This window comes from Capnocytophaga sp. oral taxon 335 str. F0486 (assembly GCF_000277665.1).
Taxonomy (GTDB): Bacteria; Bacteroidota; Bacteroidia; order Flavobacteriales; family Flavobacteriaceae; genus Capnocytophaga; species Capnocytophaga ochracea.
Genome location: NZ_AKFR01000029.1, coordinates 40816 through 66207, shown reverse-complemented (window position 1 = coordinate 66207; position 25392 = coordinate 40816). Strand labels below are relative to the sequence as shown.

Here is a 25392-nt window from a genome sequence, read left to right as displayed (position 1 = left end):
TTATAATGTATTACTTATTGTCTTATTTGTTCAAATCTTCCAATACTTTCACAGCTTCATCTATATACACATCTTTTTCAAGACTTTCGTGCCAACGATCACGACGTAATTTCAAGTCTTCACTGTTTTTTATTTTAGCCTCATCAGAAGCTACTGAACTGAATTTCAAGTTAGATTTGTAATCGTTAATTGCTTTGAACTTTTTAGATTGCTCTTCGTTTTTCTCAATTACTTTTTTGTAAGCCTCGTAGTTGAGAGGAAAAACATTGTCTTTCTGTTGCTGTTTTATCCATCGAGCGTTTTCGTCAATCAGCTTTAAGTATTGATTTTCACTGATGCGTTTTTTGCTGTTTTCTATTGCCTTATCAAAGTTAGCATTGTTAGTCCAAGGAGTGTACTTAGCAGGCTCTATTTTATCCCAAGGCATAGCGTTGGGCATATCGCGTTCGCCTATGTCAATATATTTGTATTTATCAGGCACTACGATATCGCTTTCTACACCTTTTAGCTGAGTAGACCCTCCGTTGATACGATAGAACTTCTGAATAGTAATTTTTATAGCACCAAGGTCGCCATAATTGTTTTGGCGCAAGAAACTATTAAGGTCTACAAAACTTTGTACAGTACCTTTACCAAAGGTTTGCTTACCACCTATGATGATAGCGCGTTTGTAGTCTTGCATAGCCGCCGCCAAAATCTCTGAGGCTGATGCCGAAAGCTCATTGGTAAGGATTACCAGCGAACCGTCCCATTGTGTCTTAGGGTCGTTGTCAGAGAGTACATCACGACTTCCGCGTGACGATTTTACCTGTACAATAGGCCCCTTAGGAATAAATAAACCTCCTATATCCACTACTGTTTTTAAGGAGCCCCCTCCATTGGTACGTAAATCTACAATAAGCCCGTCTATATTCTCTTTTTTGAGCTTTTCTATTTCAAGAGCCACATCAGTTGCAGCATTGCGTTGGTTTACATCTTCAAAATCGATATAGAATTTAGGTAAGTTGATAAGTCCATAGCGTTTACCATTAGCAGTTATCACTGCCGATTTGGCATAAGTTTCTTCAATCTCTACCACATCCCGAATGATAGACACTACTTCTATTGTGCCATCTACGCGTTTTACGGTAAGGCGTACTTCAGTACCCTTAGGTCCTTTAATAAGTTTTACCGCATCGTCTAAACGCATTCCTACTACATCTACGGGCTCACCGGCTCCTTGTGCTACTTTTAGGATTTGGTCGCCTACTTCAAGGAGTTTACCTTTCCATACTGGCCCTCCCAAAATCACATTGGTAATAGCAATTCCATCAGTCTTCTTTTGTAATTGTGCCCCTATACCTTCAAACTTACCCGACATATCTCGGTCGAAACCTTCTTTGATGTCTGGTGCCATATAGTTGGAGTGGGGGTCGAAAGTCTCAGTAATAGCGTTCACAAACATACTGAACCACTCTTCACGAGTGATGTCGTTGTACATACTGAACATATCAGCCAATGTCTTTTGGGTAGCTTCTATCGATTCTTTTTTGAGCACCTCATTGGTTTTAGGCTGATATTTAGCGTCCTTTTCTTTCTTGCTCGCTTCTTCCTTTTGTTTAGTGATATAAGTAGAAAGCGTAGTGAAAATAATTACTTGTTTCCAGCGGTTTTGTAACTCAGCTTTGTTCTTTACAAAAGGCAACTTCTCATAGTCGGTATTAATCGTTTCATTGGTATTCAGGTTGATAGGTTTAGCAAAGATAGCTTTGGTAATTGCTTCTGCTTCTTTCATACGTTGTTTGAGGCGTTCGTAAGAAAGATTGAAGAACGCAATTTCTCCGTTTTTCAAATCGTCGTCCAAACGGTTTTCGTACTTTTTAAACTCGTTGATATCCGATTGTAGAAAATAACGCTTCTGCCCATCAATATTATTCAAATAACTGTCAAATACTTTCTTAGAGAAAGCATCGTCCATTTTTATCGGACTAAAATGCGCATTTTCTAGTACGTGTTGTACAATGTCCAAAAGCACTCTATCCTTGTCTTTATCTGGATTGTCAAATTTCTTACTTGTAAAACTACAAGACGCAAATGAAATAAATAATAAAAATAATACTGCTGAAATATTTTTCATTCTAAAATTGTTTTTTAATAATTTAGCTAACTTTCAATTCTTAGCTCTTAGCTTTATCAAATTCTGTGCCTTTCTCTTGTTGGGCTGATAATTTTTACATTTTGGAAAACAATAGCCCCTCGTATAACCCCTGCAATAGTGTCGTGTAAAGCTTTGATGATTTGCATTTTTAGTTCGTTTTTGTGATATACCAAGCTGATTTCGCGCGCAGGGTAAGGCTCAGCAAAATAGTGAATGCGTTTCTTTTCTTCCTCTTTCAGTTCCAAAGAGTGTAAATATGGTAACAAAGTCATTCCTAAGCCTTCGTTAGCCAAGCGCACCAAAGTTTCAAAACTACCGCTTTTTAGTTGGAAGTGCTCTTTTGAGTCTATCACATCTTGGTTACAGATATTCAGTACACTGTCCTTAAAACAATGCCCGTCTTCAAGCATCAATATATCGTTGATATCCAAATCCTCAGAATAGATAGTCTTAGAGTTTTGCAAACGGTGATTTTGTGGAATATAAGCCACAAAAGGCTCATAGTATAACGGTCTTTCTACTATCGACGGATTGTGCAGAGGGGTTGCCAAAATCCCTGCATCATAACTCCCGTCCTCTATCTTTTTCAAGATGTTTTCAGTAGTTTGCTCCTCAATTTTTAGGCATACCTTAGGGTATTTATTGATGAAATTAGCGAGAAACATAGGTAGTAGAGTAGGGGAGACGGTAGGGATAATCCCCACGCGAAACTCGCCTCCTATATACCCCTTTTGTTGCGCTACTATATCGTTCATTCTCCCCGCTTCATTTACGATTACTTGGGCTTGTTTAACGATTTGTTCTCCTATTTCAGTAACCTGTAAAGGCTTTTTGCTCCTGTCAAAAATAGTAACCCCCAACTCTTCCTCCAATTTCTGCACTTGCATACTCAAGGTAGGCTGGGTAACAAAACTGTGTTCAGCAGCGGTAGTAAAGTTCTTGTACTTCGCCACAGCCAACACATATTGGTATTGAGTAATGGTCATAATTATGGTATTATGGGTTTAATTTTCTGTAAATATTCTCTTGGTTAGCAAATTTCTTTATCTATCCCATTGCCATTTAAAGGTAGTTTTCTTAGTATTATTATAATCCATATAGTTTTGAGTACTTCCCTCCCTAAAAATATGTTCCTTATTAGGGTGCTCTTTCTCTTCAAAAGTATGTTCTAATCCCAAAGCGTGCATCAGCTCGTGAGGTATTTTCATAAATTACCCCCTTTCTACTTTTAAAATTCTTCCATTATCTTTGTCTATATATAACGTTCGCCATTTAAAACGTTTATTTTTATAGTTGATTTTCCACGCTTTTTTACCTTTATATTTATCCCTATACAATTGCCAAAGAGGTTCTTCTTTATCATAATTATTCCCTGCATACTTTTTGGCAATAGCAAATACTTGAAAAGCACATATTTTCCACCCCTCATCGTGATTGATAACCTCTTTTATATTTCCTTGTTCATCAAAGATAAATTCTCTGCCTATAAACTCATTGGGAACGCTAAAATAGGATTGCTTAATATTCCCTTCAAGGTCATAATAAATCATCTTTCGTTCATTAGTTTTTAGATTGTCAATATATTTTAAATAGGCTTCACACCAATCTTTTTCATACCAACTATTTGATACACTAATATCCAAACTATCATTTAGAACTCTCGGGGGGGGGATAGGAAGTCTTTTATCCTCTTGTATAATAGTATCATTACATTTGCAAGATATTTCTTGTAATTCTTCGTTGCTCATTACTCTACAAGAGCTTAAAAACAATGTTAATATAAGAATTAATATTTTTAAATACTTAGAACTACGCAAGATGTCCCATTGCCATTTGAAAGTAGTTTTCTTAGTATTATTATAATCCATATAGTTTTGAGTACTTCCCTCCCTAAAAATATGTTCCTTATTAGGGTGCTCTTTCTCTTCAAAAGTGTGTTCTAATCCTAAGGCGTGCATTACTTCGTGAGGGATTTCTTTTTGAAAATTAATAACACTCATACTGCTAATGTTTTACTCTTTTTACTATTTTTCCTGTGTCTTTATCAATATAAAGACTGATAGTTTTAAACTTTCTATTAGAATAATGTACCACCCACATTCTTTTGCCTTTTAACCTTGTTTTTCGCACTTGCCATAGAGGGTCTGTTACTTTTTTGTGATAATAATTATTTCCTGCTCTTTTTTTAGCGATAGCTAATGCTTGAAAAGCACATATTTTCCACCCCTCATCGTGATTGATAACCTCTTTTATATTTCCTTGTTCATCAAAGATAAATTCTCTGCCTATAAATTCGTAAGGAACACTAAAATAGGATTGTTTAATATTCCCTTCAAGGTCATAATCAACCATTTTTTGTGTACTTTCTTTTAAATAATAAGTGTATTTTGTGTAAGGTCCTTTTCCCGTTGTATAGGAATCTATACTATCGTTTTTGATTCTCTCGAGGGGGGGGATAGGAAGTTTTTTATCTTCTTGTGTAATACTATCGTTACAAACACAAGAAATAGTTTGTAGTTCCTTATCACTCATCACCTTGCACGAAGAAAAAAGTAGAGTAAATATAAGTATTAATAATTTAACATAAGGTGATTTCCTTAAAATATCCCATTGCCATTTGAAAGTAGTTTTCTTAGTATTATTATAATCCATATAGTTTTGAGTACTTCCCTCCCTAAAAATATGTTCCTTATTAGGGTGCTCTTTCTCTTCAAAAGTATGTTCTAATCCCAAAGCGTGCATCAGCTCGTGTGGATTTCTGTTACAATTCACCTGGTTTAAAAGTATCATCATATATCACATCATCTGTGGAAATGCCACTAAGTCCTCTCTTTACAATTTCTCCTGTTTGAGCGTCGATTACTAAAAAACGGTCTCTATCTTCAAAATAATACACTTCCCAGTATTTTTTATTTTTATCATCATCAAAGTCTTTTGATATTTTCCATTCTTTAGCCTTCTTCCCCGTATTTTTCTTAGCTATAAACAACGCTTGCTGCCAACAGATAACAAAACCTTCATCATTATCAATTACCTTAATAACATTTCCATTCTCATCAAAATGATATTCTTTGCCTATATAAGATCCTAAAGAAAAATAGCTATAGTTAATCTTTTTAGATGGATTATATCTTATGGATTTTCGAAGTGTAATGCCTAATGTATCAATATAAATAGACTTAAAAAAACCTCCTCTAGTTTCATAGGTAACCATCTTAGTATAATTGTTTATTTCTATTTTTTTATCTAAATTATTTAACAAGCTACTATCTAACACCATTTCATCTTTAGTGGGAAAATAATCATACTCACACGATACACTTTTATAGCTTTGACAAGATATCAATAGTAAAAGTAAAAGCATAGGTAAAAAAATCTTTTGCTTGGCTATCCATTCAGAGGCTCTCGCTAATTCCCATTGCCATTTGAAAGTATAGTGCTTTTCATTAGTAAAAGTTATATTGCTCTTCTGAGGGTCTTTGTAATCCATATAATTTTGAGTTGCTCCCTCTTTAAAAGTATAGGTACTTTTAGAATCAAAAGTATGTTCTAACCCCAATCCGTGTAGTACTTCGTGGGGAATGTCAAAATCAGGAAATTTGTTACTATTGTGTAAAAACAACATAGAAGCATATTTGCCAGGGGAGGGGGTAATACCGTTATTATCGTTTAAGTTCCCCATACTATCTATTTTTTGGCATTCCCAATTTGTTAGAAATAAAGGATATGGAGATAATTTACTCGGGTCATTTTTAACTGTTTGGTAAAGCCTTGCCACATCATTAAGTACCAAAAGCCTTTTGTCATTAGAGGTATTTACTTCCGACTCCCTTACTATTATCCTTTTATTCTTACCAATGTTATTTTTTATCCTGTTTACAGCTTCTTTCTGAAAAGTGTTTTGACTCCATTTAGGGTCATCAAGATTCAATTCAAAGGGTGCTTCAAGAGTATGTTCAATCAATAAGGGAGCAAAAGCCCTATCAAAATACTGTTTTAGCAAAGAATTCTTTACAATATCTCCTATATCATCATATTCTTTTTGTCCTTGAGTAACATAAACAGGTAATATCACAAATTTCTTTATACTGTTTTCTACAAACATCAGCCCACCCGCTACTTTGCCATCGGCTAATACTTCTACCTTATACTCTTTTTCTGTAATAGTATTATTACACGTTATTTTTACTTGTTTGGTTTCGGGCGTAATGGTAGCAGGTTCAAAGGTAAAATAACTGTTAGGTTCTTTAAAAGTAATTTCTTTAAATTTCCCCTTAACAGCTACTTTTAATATAGCATATCGGTATTGGGCAAGGCTCACCCACGGCATTAGGTATTCCTCTCTAAAAGGTTCTAACTTCTTATAGGCACTTTTTAGTTTTTCTTTATCCTTACACCCATTTTTAGAAACTTCATAAGAGTCAAAACCAAAGTTGTTATCTTTGCTTGTGTCTAAACTAAACCTAACCGTACAATCAGCAGAAGGCTGTGCTTCCTCTTGCTTGTTGTTTCCTTCTTCTTCACTCAAAACACTTTGCTCATATGCTTGGTCAATAGTATCTTCATAGCTGAAGTTTTGCCCTGCGTTAAGAAATTGCAAATTATAAGTTTCAGGAGGATTATTGCCCGGCATCTTACCCGTAATCTGTATAGTAGAGCGGAACAAGAGAGGGTATTCCTCATTAAAGGTAGTGGTAGAGGCAATGCGTTGCCAACTGCCTATCGAAAGTATCTGAAAGCCATCGGTAAACTCAAAATTCTCAGGCAATACATCACTTTGTCGGGCAATGCCTTTATTGTTTATGGTTTGCCATTTGTAATTAGTGCGGAAAGTACCTTTATGAGGTCCGCACATAAACTGAGCCCCATCGGTCACTAGTAGTTGGCTTTGCTTGCGTACGAACTCTCTTTTAGCTAGCTCATATTTCTGCTCATCGTCAGTATTTCCGTTGAGCAAAGTATAATAAGTGTCAAAAGAAAGCAAATTATGTATTTCTAATACATTTTTTATGTCGTTTTCATTAAGGGTTTTCATAAGGTACTTTTTATTTCAAGTGTGGCAATACTTCTTTTCCTATTTCTTCAAGCACTTCACTTGCAGGGCGAGAGCAGTATTTTAGTACGAGCATAATATGGTTAACCCCTATTTTTCCGAGTTCTAAGAACATATCCAATAAATAGTTACGTCCTAAACGGAAACCTAAGTCCATTTTCTCTGGTTCAAAATCAGGGTCATCTTTTAGGTCGATATACACAGGTTGAATATAAGGTTTAGGAGGTTCTCCTTCTTGTTTAAGAGCTTTGTGCCAGTCTTGTATTACCTTCTTTGTGAAAGCAAAATCTCTTGGGTAGTAAATCCACCCGTCCGAGTTTTTCGCAATCCATTCCAAATTCACTCCTCCTATGTGCCCTGTGGCATACATTGGTATATTTTTATTCAAAGGCTTAGGCACTACATCACCCATTTTTTCCATTAGGGTACCATACTCATTGTTGTAGGTAGGAAACTCTTTGCTCCACAAGTCGCGTAACATAGCCATATGCTCCAAAACACGAGTACTCCGTGATTCATAAAGTTCATTAAAAGCAGGATACTCTACAGGTCGGTCACCAGAAGCAACTCCCATCATAAAACGCTTCGGAAATAGCACGTCAAGACTCGCCGAAGCCTTCGCTACGTGTAAAGGGTGACGCAGTGGTAGTATTACACTCGCAAAGCCAAACTTAATACTTTGGGTAAGAGTAGCAATGTGTGCCAAATATATCCACGGGTCAAACATTTGCCCTACTTCGTTAAAATCAGGAGTGTATAGAGGAATGTCGCGCACCCACACAGCATTAAAGCCTAACATTTCAGCTCGCTGAATGAGTTGTACTTGGTTTTCCATTTTAGGAATAGCCCCTTCGTATGCTTCAATAGGTAGTAGTAAACCAATAGATAATTTGTGTGCGTCTATCATAATGATGAGTTTGTTTAGAACGGCAAAAATAAGAAAAAATAATGTATAAATTCACTAATATCGAAAATCTTTTTTACTCATATATAATATCTATTGATTTTCAGTAATATATATCCTTTTTTACAATTCTCTAATCACCCTTATTTTATCCTTTCAAAACCAACTTTTCTACCTTCATTCTTTATTTGCCCGTGCGGTTTACCCCCTCTTTCCAAAACGAACTTTGCCAAAGTTTCAAAATTTGATAAAGTTGAAATCTACTAATCACCCTCTTTTTATCTCTATCTTAGCTTTAACTTACCCTCACTTTTCCTTCGTTCTTTGTTCGTCTTTTGTTCGTTCTTTCTTCGTCATTTGTTCGTCTTTTGTTCGTTCTTTGTTCGTTCTTTCTTCGTCTTTTCTCTATTTGCTCGTGCGACTCACACCGTCATTCCTTCGTCTCATTTTTTCGTTACTACACTCCCTCTCCTTGGGAGAGGGGTGGGGAGAGGATATTTTCTTCGCCTTTTCTCTATCTGCTCGTGCGACTCACACCGTCATTCCTTCGTCTCACTTTTCCGTTACTACACTCCCTCTCCTTGGGAGAGGGGTGGGGAGAGGATATTTCCTTCATCTTTTCTTTATCTGCCCGTGTAGCTCACACCAATTTTGATATACCAAAAATTTGCCATACCTTTGCACTATTAATTCCAAAAAACAATTTGTATTATGGCAAGAAGTCGAAATGTTATTTTAAACGGACTCTCTGGTATGATTGGTAAAACGTTCGTTTTCCGAAAAGTTAAAGGACAAACAGTAGTCTGCAAAGCCCCTTCTAAGTCCCGTGTGCCAGCTTCCGAAGCCCAATTAGGCTGTCGCACTAAGTTCCAAGAAGCCGTGCGTTATGCCCAGCTCGTCCTTAAAGACCCACAGCTCAGGGCTTCCTATGAAGTATTACCTAAGGTCAAAAAAGGCACCTCATCAGTTTACCACGCTGCTATCACAGCGTATCTAAACAATACCGCTATTAAAAACTAATAATGTATTAAACTTTCAAACCGCAGAAAAATGAAGTATTATATTATAGCAGGCGAGGCTTCTGGTGATTTGCACGGCGCTAACCTAATGAAAGCCCTATTAGAAAAAGACCCAAAAGCCGAATTCCGCTTTTGGGGGGGCGACCAAATGCAACAGGTAGCAGGTACACAAGTAAAGCATTACCGAGACCTCGCTTTTATGGGCTTTTGGGAAGTGATTACGAACCTGCGTACTATCTTGCGCAATATCGATTTCTGTAAGAAAGATATCACCCAGTTCAACCCCGATGTTCTTATTTTTATAGACTATCCTGGTTTTAATATGCGCATTGCCCAATGGGCTAAACAACAACATATCCCTACTCATTACTACATCTCACCACAAATATGGGCTTGGAAAGAGAGTCGCATAAAAGCAATCAAACGCGATGTAGATTTTATGTACGTCATACTCCCGTTTGAAAAAGATTTCTACGAAAGAGAACACCAATACCGCGTGCACTTTGTTGGTCATCCTTTGCTCGATGCTATTGCACAGCGCAAAGAAGTAGATGAGCAGACTTTTAAAAAGGAAAATAACTTAGATGTGCGCCCTATTATAGCCCTATTACCAGGTAGTAGAAAGCAGGAAATAGCCAAGATGCTAAAAATAATGCTCTCTATAGTCGATGATTTTCATCAGTATCAGTTCGTAATAGCAGGAGCCCCCTCAATTGATTATCACTTCTATAAACGTTTTATCAAAGAAGAAAACGTGCATTTTGTAAGCGGTAAAACTTATGATTTGCTCTCGGTGTCTTATGCAGCGCTTGTAACCAGTGGTACGGCAACCTTAGAAACTGCCTTGCTCAACGTCCCCGAAGTGGTGTGCTACAAAGGCAATTGGATTTCCTATCATATAGCCAAACGCATTATCAAGCTCAAGTACATTTCATTAGTAAACCTCATTATGGATAAGCCTGTGGTTACTGAGCTTATTCAAGGTGACCTTACTAAAAAGAATTTAGAAGCTGAGCTTAACAAGCTCACTACTTATAGGCACCGTTACGAAGTGTTTAAAGATTATGTTTTGTTGAGAGAAAGGTTAGGCGGAGAAGGTGCAAGCGAAAAAACAGCCTCATTAATATTACGTCAATGTCAGGAAAATTAAACACAGCTAATAGCGTAATTGTGGTTTGTACATTGCTATTGGGTATAAGCAAACTTGTAGTGTATACTAACAAAGTAACACAAGAGCAGCTTAACCAGTGGCTATGTATGCCTCAATCGTTACCTCTGTTTTTAAAACAACCTTGGACGCTCATTTCTTATGCTTTCTATCACGTAAGCATTCAACACCTGTTTTGGAATATGCTCCTGTTATTTTTCACAGGGCATATTTTCTTCAATCTCTTTAACGGAAAACAATTTGTAAAAGCGTATAGCTTTGGGATTATAGGTGGCGGAATCACTTTTCTAACCATAGGTTACTTCTTCCCCTCCTTCACTGATAATACGATGCTCTTAGGAGCTTCAGCTGCTGTTATGGGAGCCTTAGCTTTCGTGGTAACCCTGTTCCCCTCCTATAATGTCTATATTTTTACCTTTAAAATAAAATTGCTGTACGTTATATTGGCTTTTATACTTTTCGATATACTGAATATATCAGTAAACACAGGAGGTAAGATAGCCCACTTCGGAGGTATTTTAGGAGGGATATTCGCAGGACTTACTTCAAAGTACAGTTTTCGTATTCCTAAAAAAGCAAAAACGCCCCAAAAAGAGTCCCCTAAAAAAGAGAAGAAGGTCGTTTCAGAAGAACAACAAATACGAGCACATCAGGTCAATCAACTGTTAGAGAAAATCAGTGCCAGTGGTTATGCAAGTTTAACCGACCAAGAAAAGAAATTCCTCTTTGAAGTGAGCAAGGAGAAAGAAAGCTAATTTGCTATCAATGAGAGGCTAATTCAAACAGCGAATTACTAATAAATGTTAATATTTAGTAGGGGGTATATTTTTAACATATTCTTAACTCACCGTGTTTAGATAATGTTATATTTTTGCCCCCAAATAGTTGAATGCTTATTGGTGATGAAGATGAATCGGCTAATATTATGGGTGCTTTTTAGCACTTTAATCGCTTGCAAGGGTAAGCGTAATGAGCCTACTATAATAAGTGGCTTTTTCCCTAATGCAAAGGACTCTTTTGTTGTTCTATACAGCAATGATACTCCTATAGATACTGCTTATTTAGATAAGAATAAAACTTTCCTGTTTAACCTAAATATAACCGAAGGAGAGTTGTTTAACTTTGAAACAGATGGTAAGTATCAATATGTGTATGTAGAACCTAAGGACAGTGTGGTAGTGTATGCCAATGCACTCAGTTTTGAAGAAAGTATCTCATTCTCGGGTAAAGGCTCTGCTATTAATAACTTCTTACTCTCACAATCTAAGATGTCAGATGCGCAAGAAGAAGTTTTTAGGAAGTTTCATTCTTTGCCACCTATGCAGTACAAAAACAAAAGTGATTCCTTATATCAAGAAAGAAAACGGGAGTATGATGATTTTCTCAAACTAAATCCTCAGCTCACCGAGAAAGCAAAAGATTTAGCCTTAGTAAGTGCTACTTTTCCTATCTATAAAGAAATGGAGATATATCCTTTTGTTTATCAAAATAAGAACAACATTTCAATCGTAGATTTATTGCCCTATAACTTTTACGATTATCGTAAACAAATTAATTATAACGATAGCTTTTTAGAGTATTTCCGTCCCTATTATAGGTATATGGTAATGTATGTCAATAATCTGGCTTTTACTCAATACACCTATGATACTCACACTTTGGTAGATGTAAGTAGAGAATTAGGTTTCCATTTGCAAAAGATTAAAATCATCGATAGTCTTTTTACCAAGGGAAGTTTGAGAGATAACCTATACCGAAATGCAGCTTATGCTTATATTTTTAATATCCAAGAACACACCGAGTATAAAGATTACTTCGATAAATTTGCTAAGTATAACAAAGATAACAAGTATAAAGCTGAATTAGATAAGGTTTTTAGAAACGTAATAGCACTACAAGCGGGAAGAATTCCTCCCGATTTTGATTTGATTAATGCAAACGGTGAACCAACTAAGTTTTCGGAAATACAACAGCCGGAGGTAACTATTTATTACTTTTGGTCAGTCAATCAGAAAGAGCTTTCCAAACTTATCTTCGGAAGAGTGAGTCAGTTAAAGAAGCTATTCCCCAATGTAAAGTTTGTAGGTATTGATATAGGGCAGGATAAAACTCAATGGCGCAAACAAATCTCAAATACCGATTGGACTGACCAATATCACTCTATCAATTTCATAGATTTGTCTCAAAAGTTTTTAATTAATAATATTAACAAATCAGTAATTATAGATAAAAACGGACGTATTATATCGGCTTTTCAAGATATTTTCAGTCCAAACTTAGAAAAAATATTATTATCAAAAGAATCTTAATTATTTATGTCTGACCAGATTATTACCTTTATTATGTATTGCGTTCCGGCTCTTATTGTAGGAGCGGTAGCCTTTTATTTTTTTAGAATACATATTGAAAATGAAGATAAAAAGCGATTGTTTCTTCTTCATAAAGAAAACCAAAAGTATACAATGCCCATCCGCTTACAAGCATACGAGCGAATGACACTTTTCTTAGAGCGAATGTCTCCTCAACAATTATTTTTGCGCATTCCTCCTCATAACTTTTCTAAGAAAGAGTATGAAGCATTGCTTGTAAACTCTATTGATGAAGAATTTGAACATAACTTAGCACAACAAATATACCTCAGTGAAAAGCTATGGAATATTATTCGTACTGCTAAAATGGCTACTATCCAAATAATCCGTAAAGTAGCCCTAACCGAAGAAGTAAAAGACTCACAAGCTATGGTAGAAGCTATATTTAAAGAGTTTGTAGAGAAAGCCACTCCTTCGGCTAATGCACTAAGCCATTTAAAAGAAGAAGTACGTCAATTTTTAAAATAGGAATATTTCTATAAGTATAAAAAAATAAGGGATTGAATTATGTAATTCAATCCCTTATTTGTTATATGTGTACTTTTCCTATGTTTCAGAGATAGAGGCTAAGAATGCTTTTATAATAGTTGCAGACAGTTTGCCTGCCTCTACTACAAAAGTCTCATATGATACCGCATTCCCTTCGCCTGCCTTATCAGAAATAGCGCGAAGCATTACAAATGGAATGTTTAATAAATAGCAGGTTTGAGCAATAGCTGCTGCTTCCATTTCTACGGCTTTTGCTTTAGGGAAGGTATTAGCAATTTCTTGTAGTCGGGTGGGCGAGGAAATAAAAGAGTCTCCACTTACTACTTGTCCGTAGTGAAGTGTATGACTGTATCGTTCGGCTACTTGTTTTAGTCTTTCTGTCCATTGTGTGTTAGCAATAAAGGCAGGAGGCATTTGTGCTTGCTGACCTATTTCATACCCAAAAGCCGTAACGTCTACATCGTGGTGGCGTACTTCAGTAGCTAAGATTATATCGTGTACCGAAGTATCACCTAAGCCTCCGGCAGTACCTGTATTAATAATAAGCGATGGATTGTATCTTTCTATAAGTAAAGTGGTCGCAACCGAAGCGCTTACTTTACCTATACCTGAAAGTAATAATACTACTTCTATCCCATTAAGAGAACCTTCATAAAAAACAAAACGCCCTATTTTAGTTTCTTTGCAAGACTCAATAGAAGCTCTTAAACTATCTATCTCAAGCTCCATTGCACCTATAATTCCTATTTTCATAAATAAAAAATCTTTACTGAATTATTAATTCTTCAAAAGCCTTTGTCTTAAAGGTAAGTTCTTCGTTTCGTTCGTTACTGTACACTAAAAGTACAGCCATATTGGGGTGTTTTTCTAAGAAAGCTTTGCTCTTTTCCAATCCCATTACCATAAACATAGTAGCATATCCATCAGCAAACATAGTGGAAGGAGCAACTACTGTAGCACTGAGCACATCACTTTGGGTAGCGCGTCCGGTAATAGGGTTAATAGAATGTACATATTTGCGCCCATTACTATCTGTCCATACTTTGCGATAGTTACCAGATGTTGCCAATCCTTGATTGGTAAATTGTATAGTAGCTACCAATTCGCGGTCGTCCAAAGGTTTGATAGGGTTTTCTACGCCTATCGTCCACGCTTTGTTCTCTACAGTATTCCTTCCTTTCAGATACATCTCACCTGCTATCTCCACTATATAATTCTCAATACCTTTTGAGCTGAGGAAAGCCGCAACTACATCGGAGGTATAGCCTTGTGCTATGGCATTAAAGTCAAACAGTATTTCAGGAGACTCTTTTTCAATATGGTTATCGGCTGTGAGATGTACTTTATTAAAGCCTACATATTTCTTCAGTTCTGCTATTCTTTCATCTGTGGGGAGTTTATCCTCAGTTATCTTTTGTTTACCGAACCCCCAAGCATTTACTAATACACCTACCGTAGGGTCAAACAAACCTTCACTTTCTTGCCATATTTGCTGAGAGGCTTCAAAAACCTTCCTGAAATGTTCGTCTACCACTACATTTTTATCCCCTGCATTGATTTTAGAAATGTCAGAATCTGGTTTATAGGTAGACATAGACTTATCTATCACTTGTAAAATAGAGTCTATGGCAGGTTTTAAGTCTTCTTTAGTTTTGCTAATGTACTTAATGTGGTAAGTACTACCTTGCGCTTCCCCACTTATAAGATGAATTTCATCTTTTACGGAAGACTGGCAAGCTACTAAACCTATTGCGATACTTAAAAATAGATATTTCATTATTTAATTATTAAATTTTTACTTCTTCTTGCATAAAGGAATGATTTCTTCAGCAACAATACGATACCGTTCTATTTCTTCAGCTGTGAAATGGGAAGCGTATTGCAGTTCCTCTACTTCAAAGCCTATACTGCGCAATTTATCAAAATAGTCTAAACCGTAGACCCTTACGTGGTCATACTGACCAAAAATACGGGTGCGTTCTTTCGGGTCGGTAATGGTGTTATCTTCAAACGTAATTGCTCTGTGGTAGTCCTGTGGTACTTGAAAAATACCCCAACCACCCTTTTTCATCACACGATAAAGCTCTTTCATTGCTTGGGTATCATCTTGGATATGCTCCAATACGTGGTTGCAAAATATCACATCAAAACATTCGTCTTCAAAAGGCAAAGCACACAAATCGGCTTTTACATCTGCCAAAGGAGAATATAGGTCGGTGGTGAGGTAATTGAGGTTAGGTTGTTTTTTAAAGCGTTTATAGAAGGCTTGTTCAGGAGCGACGTGTAGCACTTTTAGCTCACGTGTAAAGAAATCGGTTTCACGAGTAAGATAGAGCCAAAGCAATCGGTGGCGTTCAAGCGATAGGGTAGAGGGCGAGAGTACATTGGGACGAGCTTTGCCGTAGCCATATGGTAAGAATTTCCTAAAAGTCTTGCCATCAATAGGGTCTTGGTATTTCTTTCCTCGCAAGTAGAAAGCTAAAAACGGACGCACCCAATAGCTCATCTTTATAAGCCAAGGGCGTGGAATTTTGTTTAATATAGTGGTAATAATAGCCATTAGAAGGTGTTTTTAGCGAAATAAGGTGAGCCCCACTCCTTTCATTTCTTCGGAATAAACGGGGTAAACAACCATTTGTACTGAAGATTTCTCTTTGCGTGTAAGCCATTTGGAAGTATATGGCAAGAGCCAATAGGCTGTTTTGGCACTAAGGATACCTATACCTGCCCCTACAAGCACATCGCCTATCCAATGGCGATTATTGTACAAACGCATTGCACCTACGGTGGTAGCTATAGCATAGCCACTGATACCTACCCATATATTCTCATCTTTGTACTCTTGCCAAAGGATTTCCATTCCTGTGAAAGCAGTAGCTGTATGTCCTGAAGGGAAAGAATTGTAAGCACTTTCATCGGGACGATGTATTCTGACACTATATTTTACTCCGTTTACTAAAGCTGCCGTAATGGCATAAGCCGTAGCTCCTACTATGAGTCGTTCCTTTACACTGTGCTTGGCTTTTATACCTAAATTGCTATAAGCAAAGACGCTGGCAATAGGTAGATACTGCAAATAATCATCGAAACGCAACTTCTGTCCGCCGGAATATCTATAAGCGTGTCGTTGTACATAACGATTGATATAGGTAGCGTTGGAGATAACTCCTAAGGTAATAAGAGAAGCAGGAAGTAATACCTGTTTGAGTTTAGGTTTTTCAGTAGCTACATGCAAAGTATCGGCTGTGAGTACCGATTCGTGGAGTACTGATAAGCTATCGGTTTGAGCTTTTATAGATTGAATGAGAATAAAACAGAAAGCTACAATTAAAAGTAATATTTTCATTTTGTGAAAAAAGGTAAAAAGTAAAAGGTAAGGGTAGGAGGGAAAGATAATTAATTGTTAATTGAGAAATAAATCAGTAATACTGCTCCAATAACAATGCGGTAAATGCCCCATACTTTAAAACCAAATTTGGTGAGGATATGTATAAAGAATTTCACGGCTATCATTGCTACCACAAAAGCTATTACATTGCCTATGATAAACAACCAAAAACTCTCATCAGTTTTCATTATCAGCTCGTAGCCTTTCTCTTGGGCAGTACCCCATTTCTTCAAGAAAATAGAATACACGGTTACAGCCAGCATTGTAGGAACGGCTAAGAAGAAAGAGAACTCAGCGGCGGCTTTGCGAGTGAGCCCTTGCGTCATTCCGCCAATAATAGAAGCAGCAGAGCGCGAAGTGCCTGGCATCATTGCTAAACACTGCCAAAAACCAATAGTAACGGCTTTCTTTATTGTGATGTCTTTCTCGTTGTGAATCGTAGGATGTTTGAACCAATTGTCTACAAAAATAAGGATAATACCGCCCACAATCAGGGTAATAGCAATCGCTTTTTGGTTGCCCAAAACTGCTTCAATCTTATCATCGAAAAGCTTACCTAATATAAGAGCAGGTATAACGGCGCACGCTAATTTGAAATAGAAGTTCCAATTAGAAAAGTCGAAGAACTTGCGCCAATATAGTACTACTATCGAGAGGATAGCACCAAACTGTATGGAAACTTGAAACATTTTCAAATACTCATCGTCGGGCATTCCCATAAGGGCAGCGGTAAAACCCATATGTGCGGTTGATGAGATAGGAAGGTACTCGGTGAGTCCTTCGATAATAGCAATAATAATAGCTTGCAGTGTACTCATTCTTATTTTTCTTCTTGTTTTTTATCAGTTTTAGGATTTACCAGAATGGCGTAAATTTCAATGGCAAAACCTAAAAGTACCAAAGCAGGAGCTAAGTGAATACGTCGGAAATTGAAAATAGAGGGGTCGAACACAGCGGGATTATCGCTACCACCACCGCTCATTGTTATAAAACCAAGGGCTATTACTATTAAGCCAATAGCCATAATAAGATAGTTTTTCTTTTCAAAAATGAAAGTTGAATGATGTTTCATCAGTGATTAATTATTAATGATTAATGGTTAATAATAAAGGTCGTTGGTATTGAGGTTTAGGAAACGTTGTGTAGCAAAATAGGTGCTTAGCCAACTGATGAGTATCCCAATGGTCATAATACTTATAAAAACAATGCTTAAAGTACCTGTATCCATTAAGATATTAAACTCAGGATATGACTTTACAATAGCTAATAACGATAGATAAAAAAGTACTATGGCTATTAGAGCGCTGAGAATGCCCAAGCGTACATTTGTCCATAAAAACGGACGGCGTATGAAACTGCGCGTAGCCCCTACTAATTGCATTGTTTTGATGATAAAACGTTTGGAATAAATGGAGAGGCGAATAGAGGCATTGATAAGCAAGATAGATACAAAAGTGAATAGGGCACTGAAAATTAATGTAACAATACCTATTCTGTTCACATTTTCGTGAATAAGAGCTACCAAAGATTGGTCGTATACTACTTCGGTAACAAAAGAGTTTTGCTCTAACTCACGTTTGATTTCGCGCATCTTATCGGGCTCGGCATATTCGGCTTTTAGGCTTAAATCGATGGTGTTTTGCAGAGGGTTAGTACCGATGAAGGTAACAAAATCTTCGCCGATATCCTTACTGAACTTTTCGGCAGCAACTTCTTTTGATACAAAACGCACTGACTTTACAAAACTCGCTACCGAAAGAGTTTTCTGTAACTGTTCGATGTCGGCATTTTTAGCGTCGTCCTTTATCAAGACGGTAACGGTTACTTGCTCTTTGAAGTAATTGGCTAATTTATTAGCACTTAATACTAAAAAACTAAAAAAGCCCATAAGAAAGAGCACTAAGGTAATGCTCACTATTACCGAAAAATAGGAGGTAATTAATCTTCGTTTGTTAAATGAATCGATGGAACGTGCCATTCTTATATTTTTTGTTTTAAGATAGAAAATCACGCAAAAGTACAACTTTTTTTTGAATTAGCAACTAATTTAATACCAATAATGCCAATAATGCCAAAAATACCAAATCAATGGCGAGTGACAGTGCGAGCCTCACGGGCTGGTGTGAGCCACACGAACAGGTGCGAGCCGCACGGGCAGATAGTGTGAGCCACACGGACGGATAAATAATTAACGAACAAAAGACGAATAAAAGACGAACAAAGAACGAACAAAGAACGAACAAAGAACGAACAAAGAACGAACAAAGAACGAACAAAGAACGAAGAAAAGACGAACAATGAACGAACAATGAACGAACAAAAGACGGTGCGAGCCGCACAGGCAGATAAAGAAATGACGAACAAAAACGAACAATGAGCGAAGGTAAGAGGGTAGTAATTGGGAATAAAAAGAACTCTCGTTTTTGCGAGAAGTGCAAAAACGAGAGTTGCAACGAATAATAAAAACTTATTTTTACTGGTTAGCAGTTTCTTTTCGGCGCTTTTTCTCTGCTTTTAGTAAAGTGAGTTCACGTCCTGTTTGCCCTGCTACTGAGGTATTTTCTTCGGCTCGGCGGATAAGGTAAGGCATTACTTCGCGCACGGGACCAAAAGGCAAATACTTGGCTACGTTATAGCCTTCCTTAGAGGCATTGAAGCTGATATGGTCGCTCATACCGTAGAGTTGTGCTATCCACACGCGTTTGTCGTTAGGTTGCAAGCCTTTTTTGTGCATCAAATCCATTACCAGGGCAGCACTTTCTTCGTTGTGAGTACCTGCAAAGAGCGCAATCCTATCGATATGGTCAATAATATAGCGCACAACAGCGTTATAATTATCGTCGGTTGCTTGCTTGCTGGGGCAAATGGGAGTGGGATAGCCTAGCTCGGCAGCGCGTTCGTTTTCTTTTTCCATATAGGCACCTCGTACGATTTTTACGCCTATGTAGAAGCCTTTATCTACGGCACGTTCATAAAGTTCTTTTAGGTAAGGCAAACGGTCGTGGCGGTACATTTGCAAGGTATTGTATACGATAGGTTCTTCTTTGTTGTACTTCTGCATCATCTCTTCTACGAGGTCATCGGCAGCAGTTTGCATCCAGCTTTCTTCGGCGTCTACCAAAATAGGAATTTTATACTCGTAGGCGCGCTTGCAGGCTGCGTCGAAACGAGATTTGATGCGCTCCCATTCTTTTTCTTCTTCGGGGGTAAGGGCTTTTTTCTCGGTGAGTTTTTGGAAGATGGCAAAACGCCCAAATCCCGTAGGTTTAAATACCACAATAGGAATACCTTCGTTGCGATGGAGATTACCAAAATCGATGGTTTCCATTGTTTTTTCGAAAGTAGCTTCGATAGAGGATTCGTCTTCTTTACCTTCTACGGAATAGTCGAGCACAGAGCCTACTCCTTTTTGATGCATCTTTTGGATTACGGGAAGGCAGTCTTGTTCGGAGATACCTCCGCAGAACTGCTTAAAGACGGTGCGCTTGATGAGTCCTTCGACGGGCAGGCGCAGTTTTAAGGAGAAGTTGGTAAGGGCAGTGCCCACACGAGTAAGGGTATTACTGCCAATAAGTTTAAAAAGGCGGTAAGCCCAGTTGAGTTCGGATTGGCTTTTGAGGGCAAAAGCGGTTTGGGTATCGGAAAATCTACTCATAATATTTTAATGATTAAAGGTTAGTTGAGGCAAAGTTACTATTTATTTTGAAAGAAACAAACTTTTTCTTAATTATTTCACTAATCATTAATTGCAACGTATATCCTTCTATGGGACTTAAATCTTTATTATCTGTATAGGCATCGGTAGTTAACTATGGATAGCGCGGTTTTCGGTGGTAGCAAGGGCGGCTTCCTTTATTGCTTCGGTAAAGGTAGGGTGAGCGTGGCAGATGCGAGCGATATCTTCGGCACTGGCGCGGAACTCCATTGCTGTAACGGCTTCGGCTATCATATCGGCAGCACGAGCTCCAATGATGTGTACGCCGAGCACTTCATCGGTTTGGGTGTCAGCTAAAATCTTTACAAAGCCGTCGGTATCCATACTGGCACGGGCGCGCCCTAAGGCACGAAAAGCAAATTGCCCTACTTTATAGGCTATGCCGTCAGCTTTTAGTTGCTCTTCACTTTTGCCTACTGAAGCTACTTCAGGCCAGGTGTAAACAACACCAGGGATAAGATTATAGTCGATATGTGGTTTTTGTCCAGCGAGTTGTTCTACTACCAATACGCCTTCTTCTTCGGCTTTATGAGCGAGCATAGCTCCGCGTACTACATCACCTATGGCATAGATGTTAGGCACATTGGTTTGCAGGCGGTCGTTTACTATTACCCTACCGCGCTCGTCTTTCTGTACACCTGCTACTTCGAGGTTAAGACCCTCGGTATAAGGGCGACGACCTACGGCTACTAAGCAGTAATCACCTTTAAGGGTAAGCTCTTCGCCTTTGGAGGTTGTAGCTTTTACAGTTACCGTTTTGCCCTTGCGAGTTACTTCTTTCACCTGATGACCTGTATAGAAAGCAAAGCCTTGTTTTTTGAGTACTTTGGTGAGTTCGCGCCCTAAGCCTCTATCCATCGTAGGGATAATGCTATCGGTGTATTCTACTACCGACACTTTAGCTCCTAAGCGACTGTATACTTGCCCCAATTCCAAGCCTATTACGCCCCCACCAATCACGATGAGGTGTTCTGGTACTTCTTTTAGTTGGAGGGCTTCAGTAGAAGTAATAATACGTTCTTTATCGAGCGCAATAAAAGGTAAGGAGGCAGGTTTAGAGCCAGTAGCAATAATGGTGTGCTTGGCTTCTATGGTCTCTGCCTTGCCTTTATTAGGAGTAATCTTAATTTGTGTGGGTGATACAAAGCTCCCTACCCCGGTAAAAACGTCTACTTTGTTTTTCTCCATTAGGAACTTTACCCCTGCGCAAGTTTGCTCTACCACAGATGCTTTACGAGCAATCATTTTCTCTAAGCTAAACTTTACTTTGCCTGTGATTTCAATACCGTGGGCTTCGAGGTGTTTGGAGGCGTTTTCGTAGTGGTGAGAAGAGTCGAGTAAGGCTTTAGAAGGGATACAGCCTACATTAAGGCAAGTGCCTCCTAAGGTATTATATTTTTCAATAAGGGCAGTTTTAAAGCCTAATTGACCTGCGCGAATGGCGGCTACATAACCGCCAGGGCCTGAACCGATGATAACAATGTCGTATGTTTTCATATTACTTAGTTTTTTGAAAGGCAAAGTTAGGGTTTATAATTGATATTTGCAAGTAGTTTTTCACTTTTTTCTACCCGCATAGAAAAAGGGACTATCCTTTTTAGGACAGTCCCTTTTATATATTCAGTAATTAGATATTACTTCTTAGATTGTTCTTTAGTATGGTCAGCTTCGTCCTTTACAGTGTCGTAAATGAGAGGAGCTGCTACAAATATAGAAGAGTAAGTACCGATGAAAACCCCGATAATCATTGCGAACATAAAGCCACGTAAGGTTTCACCACCAAATATAAAGATAGTAACAAGTACTGCCAAAGTAGTGAATGAGGTGTTCAAAGTACGGCTGAGGGTAGTATTGAGAGCGTGATTAATTTTCTCTCTTGACCAATGAGGTTCACGCATTACTTCCCTAATACGGTCGTAGATAATCACCGTGTCGTTTAGTGAGTAACCTACTACGGTAAGGATAGCCGCGATAAAGGCTTGGTCGATTTCCATATTGAAAGGCATAATGCTATAAGTGAGCGAATAAATACCGAGTACCATTAGCACGTCGTGCGCTGATGATACAATCGCACCCATAGAGAACTGCCATTTGTGGAAACGGAATAAGATATATAGACCAATTACAATAAGCGAACCGATAACTGACCAGAATGCACTGCTCTTAATATCCTCGGCAATAGTAGGTCCTACTTTCATAGATTGCATAATACCAATCTTATCAGTAGAAGAGGCTTTAGCGAAACTATCGAATGAAGTACCTTCGGGTAAGAATTTCTGTAATCCTTTGTACAAGAGCTCTTGTATTTCATTATCTACCTCAGTGCTTTCTTCTTGTACTTTATACTTAGTAGCGATTTTCACTTGGTTAGGAGCTCCAAAAGTCTTCACTTCCACATTTCCTAAAGTAGTTTTGAGGGCATCGGCTACTTGCGTAGGGTTTACTTCGTGCTCAAAACGAATTTGGTAAGTTCTACCACCTACGAAATCGATACCTTGGTCGAGACCACGAGTAAAGAGAGAAATGATACCTATTATTGATAGGATAATAGAAAAAGCATATCCTATTTTGCGTTTACCAATAAAGTTAAGATTGATATTACTGAACCAATTTTTGGTAATAGGGGTGCTGAAAGTAAGGGGATGTTTTTTCTCAACGCTATAGTCGATAAACAAGCGAGTGATGAAGATAGCGGAGAACAAAGTAGTTGCAATACCGATAAGCAAGGTAGTAGCAAAACCTTGGATAGGACCACTACCAAAGAACAACAAAATAAGAGCAGTAAGCGCCGTAGTGATATTAGAGTCTAAGATAGACGACAAGGCGTGTTTGAAACCATCAACCACTGCTTGATTGATGTTTTTACCTTTGCGCAGTTCTTCTTTCGACCGCTCGAATATCAGCACGTTCGAGTCGACTGCCATACCAATGGTAAGCACGATACCCGCAATACCAGGGAGCGTGAGTACAGCTTCTATACTTGCTAACACTCCAAATATGAGGAGTATATTGAATACCAAAGCGAGGTCGGCATAAATACCTGCACGACCGTAGTAGAATATCATCCACGCAAAGATGAAGATAGTAGCGATAAGGAAAGAGTTCATACCGCTATCAATGGCTTCTTGTCCTAAAGAAGGCCCTACGATTTCAGATTGTACGATATCAGCGCTTGCAGGTAATTTACCAGCACGGAGCACGTTAGCAAGGTCGACAGCTTCATTTAAAGTAAAATGCCCTGTAATTTCAGAGCGACCTCCTGAAATAGCACCTGTAGTTACTCCTGGTGCTGAATATACGATGTTATCGAGTACGATAGCAATATTGGTGTTTTGAGTAAAAGCTTTGCCAGTAAGCGCTTCCCAAATGCGCGCTCCTTTACCGTCCATTTGCATAGATACGGCGGGCTGGTTGCGAACATCATAGGTTTGTTCGGCTTGGGTTACTACGTTACCTGTAAGAGGAGGGGTGTTATCGCGGTTACCTTTTAGGGCATAAAGTTCGATAAGGGAGGTCTTTTTATCAGGTTTACCCCAAGCGAATTTTACATACTGCAATGAAGCAGGAATCAAATGTTTTGCTTCAGGAGAATTGATATAGCTATTTACTTGAGCAGTATCTTTTAAACTTACTGTAAAAAGTACTGGAGAACCTTCATAAGAATTAGCTTTGATAAGGTCAAACAAAGGATTGCCTTTTCCTTGTTGAGTAGGAACAGAATCCTTCTTTACATCAGTAAGTAGAGAGTCGATAGCACTACTACCTGATTGAGTAGCGGCTGTGAGCGTATCTTTTACTTTATCTGTAGTTTTAGCAGTAGATTTAAGTTGCTCGTTGAGGGCTTGTAAATAAGGGAAAACATCAGTATTCTTATAAGTTTCCCAGAACTCAAGCTGAGCGGTACTTTGCAAGAGAGATTGCACACGAGTGATATCTTTAGCACCTGGAAGTTCTACAAGGATACGACCTGAGTTACCAAGGCGCTGGATATTAGGTTGAGAAACACCAAATTTATCGATACGTTTGCGCAATACCTCGAAAGCAGATACGATAGACTCGTCTACGCGCTTTCTGATGATAGGGCGCACCTCACTATCACTCATTTGGAAGTTGATTTGGTCGCTGAGGGTTTTATTAGCGAACACATCGGGGGAGGCTAATTTACCTCCGTTCTTAGCGTAAGCCTCGAAGAACAAATCCAAGTAGGTTTTGTCGGTTTTGCGGAGCTGTTCATCGGCTTCGGCTAATGATTTGTTAAAGATAGGGTCTTTGGAGTTGTCAGCAAGACCTCTCAAGATGTCTTTTACGGAAATTTGCAGAATCACGTTGATACCGCCTTTAAGGTCAAGACCGCGGTTCAATTCTTTAGCTTTTACTTCACCATAAGTGAATTTTGTAAAACCGAGGTTATAGACATCTTGCCCCATTTTATCGTCCAAATACTTAGCTTCTATAGCTTCGCGTTTAGCGATATAGTCAGCTTGAGTATTAGGCACTTTTGCCTCAGCGAATGCTTTGGCTTCATCTTCTACTCTACCTGCCACGTAGGTGAATGAAAGCTGATAAATACATATTAGCCCAAACAATATGGCAAATAGTTTCACAAGTCCTTTGTTTTGCATTTTTTTAATTAAATAATTTACTTATTTTATCTCTTCAAACGGCAAAGATATATATTTTACTGAACATAGAAAAATAAAGTCCTAAAAAATTATATTTTATTTATATTTGAAAGGCTGGCATAAGGGGTATATATTCTTATATATTTATTGATTATCAAATGGATAAATGAGTTTAATACCACAATGCCAAAAATGCTAATAATACCGATTGTTTAGTGATTAATGGTTAATGGTTAATTTGGGAGAAGCTTATAGAAAGCTTATAGGAAAGACGAACAAAGAACGAACAAAGAACGAACAAAGAACGAACAAAAGACGGTGCGAGCCGCACGGGCAGATGGAAAAAGAACGAACAAAAGACGGTGCGAGCCGCACGGGCAGATAACGAATAAGCGAAGGAAAGGTGAAGGAAAGGTGGGGGTACGTTGAGGTTAAGAGGAGGATTAAATTAAGGTAAAGTGAATTTTTTACTTATTTATGTCTCTTTTTGGAGTTTATTCACTACTTTTGCACCCGATTTTTGGATAA

General features: G+C 38.1%; 22 protein-coding genes. 5 read left to right on the top strand and 17 right to left on the bottom strand.

All coding sequences use genetic code 11. The features are described from left to right. Positions 1 to 22 precede the first annotated feature (22 nt). The 7 genes from HMPREF1320_RS06020 to HMPREF1320_RS05990 all read right to left on the bottom strand — a co-directional run bounded on the left by HMPREF1320_RS06020 (position 23) and on the right by HMPREF1320_RS05990 (position 8097). On the bottom strand, positions 23 to 2116 hold the full coding sequence (locus tag HMPREF1320_RS06020) for a carboxy terminal-processing peptidase (RefSeq protein ID WP_009417880.1): 2094 nt from the start codon (positions 2114 to 2116) through the stop codon (positions 23 to 25). A 56-nt stretch (positions 2117 to 2172) separates the two neighbouring features. Beyond that, positions 2173 to 3123 (bottom strand): hydrogen peroxide-inducible genes activator, encoded by a 951-nt coding sequence (locus tag HMPREF1320_RS06015; RefSeq protein WP_002672662.1) that lies wholly within the window; start codon positions 3121 to 3123, stop codon positions 2173 to 2175. Between the two features lie 57 nt (positions 3124 to 3180). Next, the gene (locus HMPREF1320_RS06010) at positions 3181 to 3345 is read right to left on the bottom strand and encodes a metallopeptidase (RefSeq protein WP_009417860.1); all 165 of its coding nucleotides are present in this window, start codon (positions 3343 to 3345) and stop codon (positions 3181 to 3183) included. A gap of 3 nt (positions 3346 to 3348) precedes the next feature. Next, entirely contained in the window at positions 3349 to 4137 is a 789-nt protein-coding gene (locus tag HMPREF1320_RS11180) for a hypothetical protein (protein ID WP_009417884.1), read from the bottom strand. A gap of 4 nt (positions 4138 to 4141) precedes the next feature. Continuing rightward, the gene (locus HMPREF1320_RS11175) at positions 4142 to 4789 is read right to left on the bottom strand and encodes a hypothetical protein (protein WP_232207532.1); all 648 of its coding nucleotides are present in this window, start codon (positions 4787 to 4789) and stop codon (positions 4142 to 4144) included. A gap of 109 nt (positions 4790 to 4898) precedes the next feature. Continuing rightward, positions 4899 to 7172: a PepSY domain-containing protein gene (locus tag HMPREF1320_RS05995; protein WP_009417882.1), complete on the bottom strand. Its 2274-nt coding sequence runs from the start codon at positions 7170 to 7172 to the stop codon at positions 4899 to 4901. Positions 7173 to 7182: 10 nt separating this feature from the next. Next, complete coding sequence (locus HMPREF1320_RS05990; protein ID WP_009417890.1) at positions 7183 to 8097, bottom strand: LLM class oxidoreductase; 915 nt, start codon at positions 8095 to 8097, stop codon at positions 7183 to 7185. 708 nt (positions 8098 to 8805) lie between these two features. Here HMPREF1320_RS05990 and HMPREF1320_RS05985 point away from each other — a divergent pair. The 5 genes from HMPREF1320_RS05985 to HMPREF1320_RS05965 all read left to right on the top strand — a co-directional run bounded on the left by HMPREF1320_RS05985 (position 8806) and on the right by HMPREF1320_RS05965 (position 13118). Beyond that, positions 8806 to 9114: a hypothetical protein gene (locus tag HMPREF1320_RS05985; protein ID WP_002672653.1), complete on the top strand. Its 309-nt coding sequence runs from the start codon at positions 8806 to 8808 to the stop codon at positions 9112 to 9114. A 30-nt stretch (positions 9115 to 9144) separates the two neighbouring features. Next, entirely contained in the window at positions 9145 to 10263 is a 1119-nt protein-coding gene (gene lpxB / locus HMPREF1320_RS05980) for a lipid-A-disaccharide synthase (RefSeq protein ID WP_009417881.1), read from the top strand. Then, the gene (locus HMPREF1320_RS05975; protein ID WP_009417833.1) at positions 10248 to 11036 is read left to right on the top strand and encodes a rhomboid family intramembrane serine protease; all 789 of its coding nucleotides are present in this window, start codon (positions 10248 to 10250) and stop codon (positions 11034 to 11036) included. Before lpxB ends, HMPREF1320_RS05975 begins: the two co-directional genes overlap by 16 nt. A 147-nt stretch (positions 11037 to 11183) precedes the next feature. After that, a complete protein-coding gene (locus tag HMPREF1320_RS05970) occupies positions 11184 to 12590 on the top strand; it encodes a TlpA family protein disulfide reductase (protein ID WP_009417875.1) in 1407 nt (468 codons plus the stop codon). Between the two features lie 6 nt (positions 12591 to 12596). After that, positions 12597 to 13118 carry a hypothetical protein gene (locus tag HMPREF1320_RS05965; RefSeq protein ID WP_009410257.1) on the top strand — a complete coding sequence of 174 codons (522 nt, stop codon included), beginning with the start codon at positions 12597 to 12599 and terminating at the stop codon, positions 13116 to 13118. Positions 13119 to 13196: 78 nt separating this feature from the next. Here the strand turns inward: HMPREF1320_RS05965 and HMPREF1320_RS05960 are convergent, their stop codons facing one another. From HMPREF1320_RS05960 to secDF, 10 genes are all read right to left on the bottom strand, one after another. Continuing rightward, positions 13197 to 13892, bottom strand: coding sequence for a 5'-methylthioadenosine/adenosylhomocysteine nucleosidase (locus HMPREF1320_RS05960; protein WP_009417878.1), 696 nt, complete (start codon positions 13890 to 13892; stop codon positions 13197 to 13199). Between the two features lie 13 nt (positions 13893 to 13905). Continuing rightward, positions 13906 to 14916, bottom strand: coding sequence for an FAD:protein FMN transferase (locus HMPREF1320_RS05955; protein WP_009417871.1), 1011 nt, complete (start codon positions 14914 to 14916; stop codon positions 13906 to 13908). An 18-nt stretch (positions 14917 to 14934) separates the two neighbouring features. Continuing rightward, positions 14935 to 15699, bottom strand: a complete 765-nt coding sequence (locus tag HMPREF1320_RS05950; RefSeq protein ID WP_009417874.1) for a class I SAM-dependent methyltransferase — start codon at positions 15697 to 15699, stop codon at positions 14935 to 14937. Between the two features lie 12 nt (positions 15700 to 15711). Continuing rightward, on the bottom strand, positions 15712 to 16485 hold the full coding sequence (locus HMPREF1320_RS05945; protein ID WP_009417843.1) for a phosphatase PAP2 family protein: 774 nt from the start codon (positions 16483 to 16485) through the stop codon (positions 15712 to 15714). Positions 16486 to 16535: 50 nt separating this feature from the next. Beyond that, positions 16536 to 17345 carry an undecaprenyl-diphosphate phosphatase gene (locus HMPREF1320_RS05940; RefSeq protein WP_002672638.1) on the bottom strand — a complete coding sequence of 270 codons (810 nt, stop codon included), beginning with the start codon at positions 17343 to 17345 and terminating at the stop codon, positions 16536 to 16538. A 2-nt stretch (positions 17346 to 17347) separates the two neighbouring features. After that, on the bottom strand, positions 17348 to 17599 hold the full coding sequence (locus HMPREF1320_RS05935) for a DUF3098 domain-containing protein (protein WP_002672637.1): 252 nt from the start codon (positions 17597 to 17599) through the stop codon (positions 17348 to 17350). Between the two features lie 27 nt (positions 17600 to 17626). After that, positions 17627 to 18505: a cell division protein FtsX gene (locus HMPREF1320_RS05930; protein ID WP_034554256.1), complete on the bottom strand. Its 879-nt coding sequence runs from the start codon at positions 18503 to 18505 to the stop codon at positions 17627 to 17629. A gap of 495 nt (positions 18506 to 19000) precedes the next feature. Then, positions 19001 to 20182, bottom strand: coding sequence for a proline dehydrogenase family protein (locus HMPREF1320_RS05925; RefSeq protein ID WP_009410265.1), 1182 nt, complete (start codon positions 20180 to 20182; stop codon positions 19001 to 19003). A 150-nt stretch (positions 20183 to 20332) separates the two neighbouring features. Next, positions 20333 to 21739, bottom strand: a complete 1407-nt coding sequence (gene lpdA / locus HMPREF1320_RS05920; protein WP_009417827.1) for a dihydrolipoyl dehydrogenase — start codon at positions 21737 to 21739, stop codon at positions 20333 to 20335. A gap of 137 nt (positions 21740 to 21876) precedes the next feature. Next, the gene (gene secDF, locus HMPREF1320_RS05915) at positions 21877 to 24864 is read right to left on the bottom strand and encodes a protein translocase subunit SecDF (protein WP_009417823.1); all 2988 of its coding nucleotides are present in this window, start codon (positions 24862 to 24864) and stop codon (positions 21877 to 21879) included. Between the last annotated feature and the right edge of the window lie 528 nt (positions 24865 to 25392).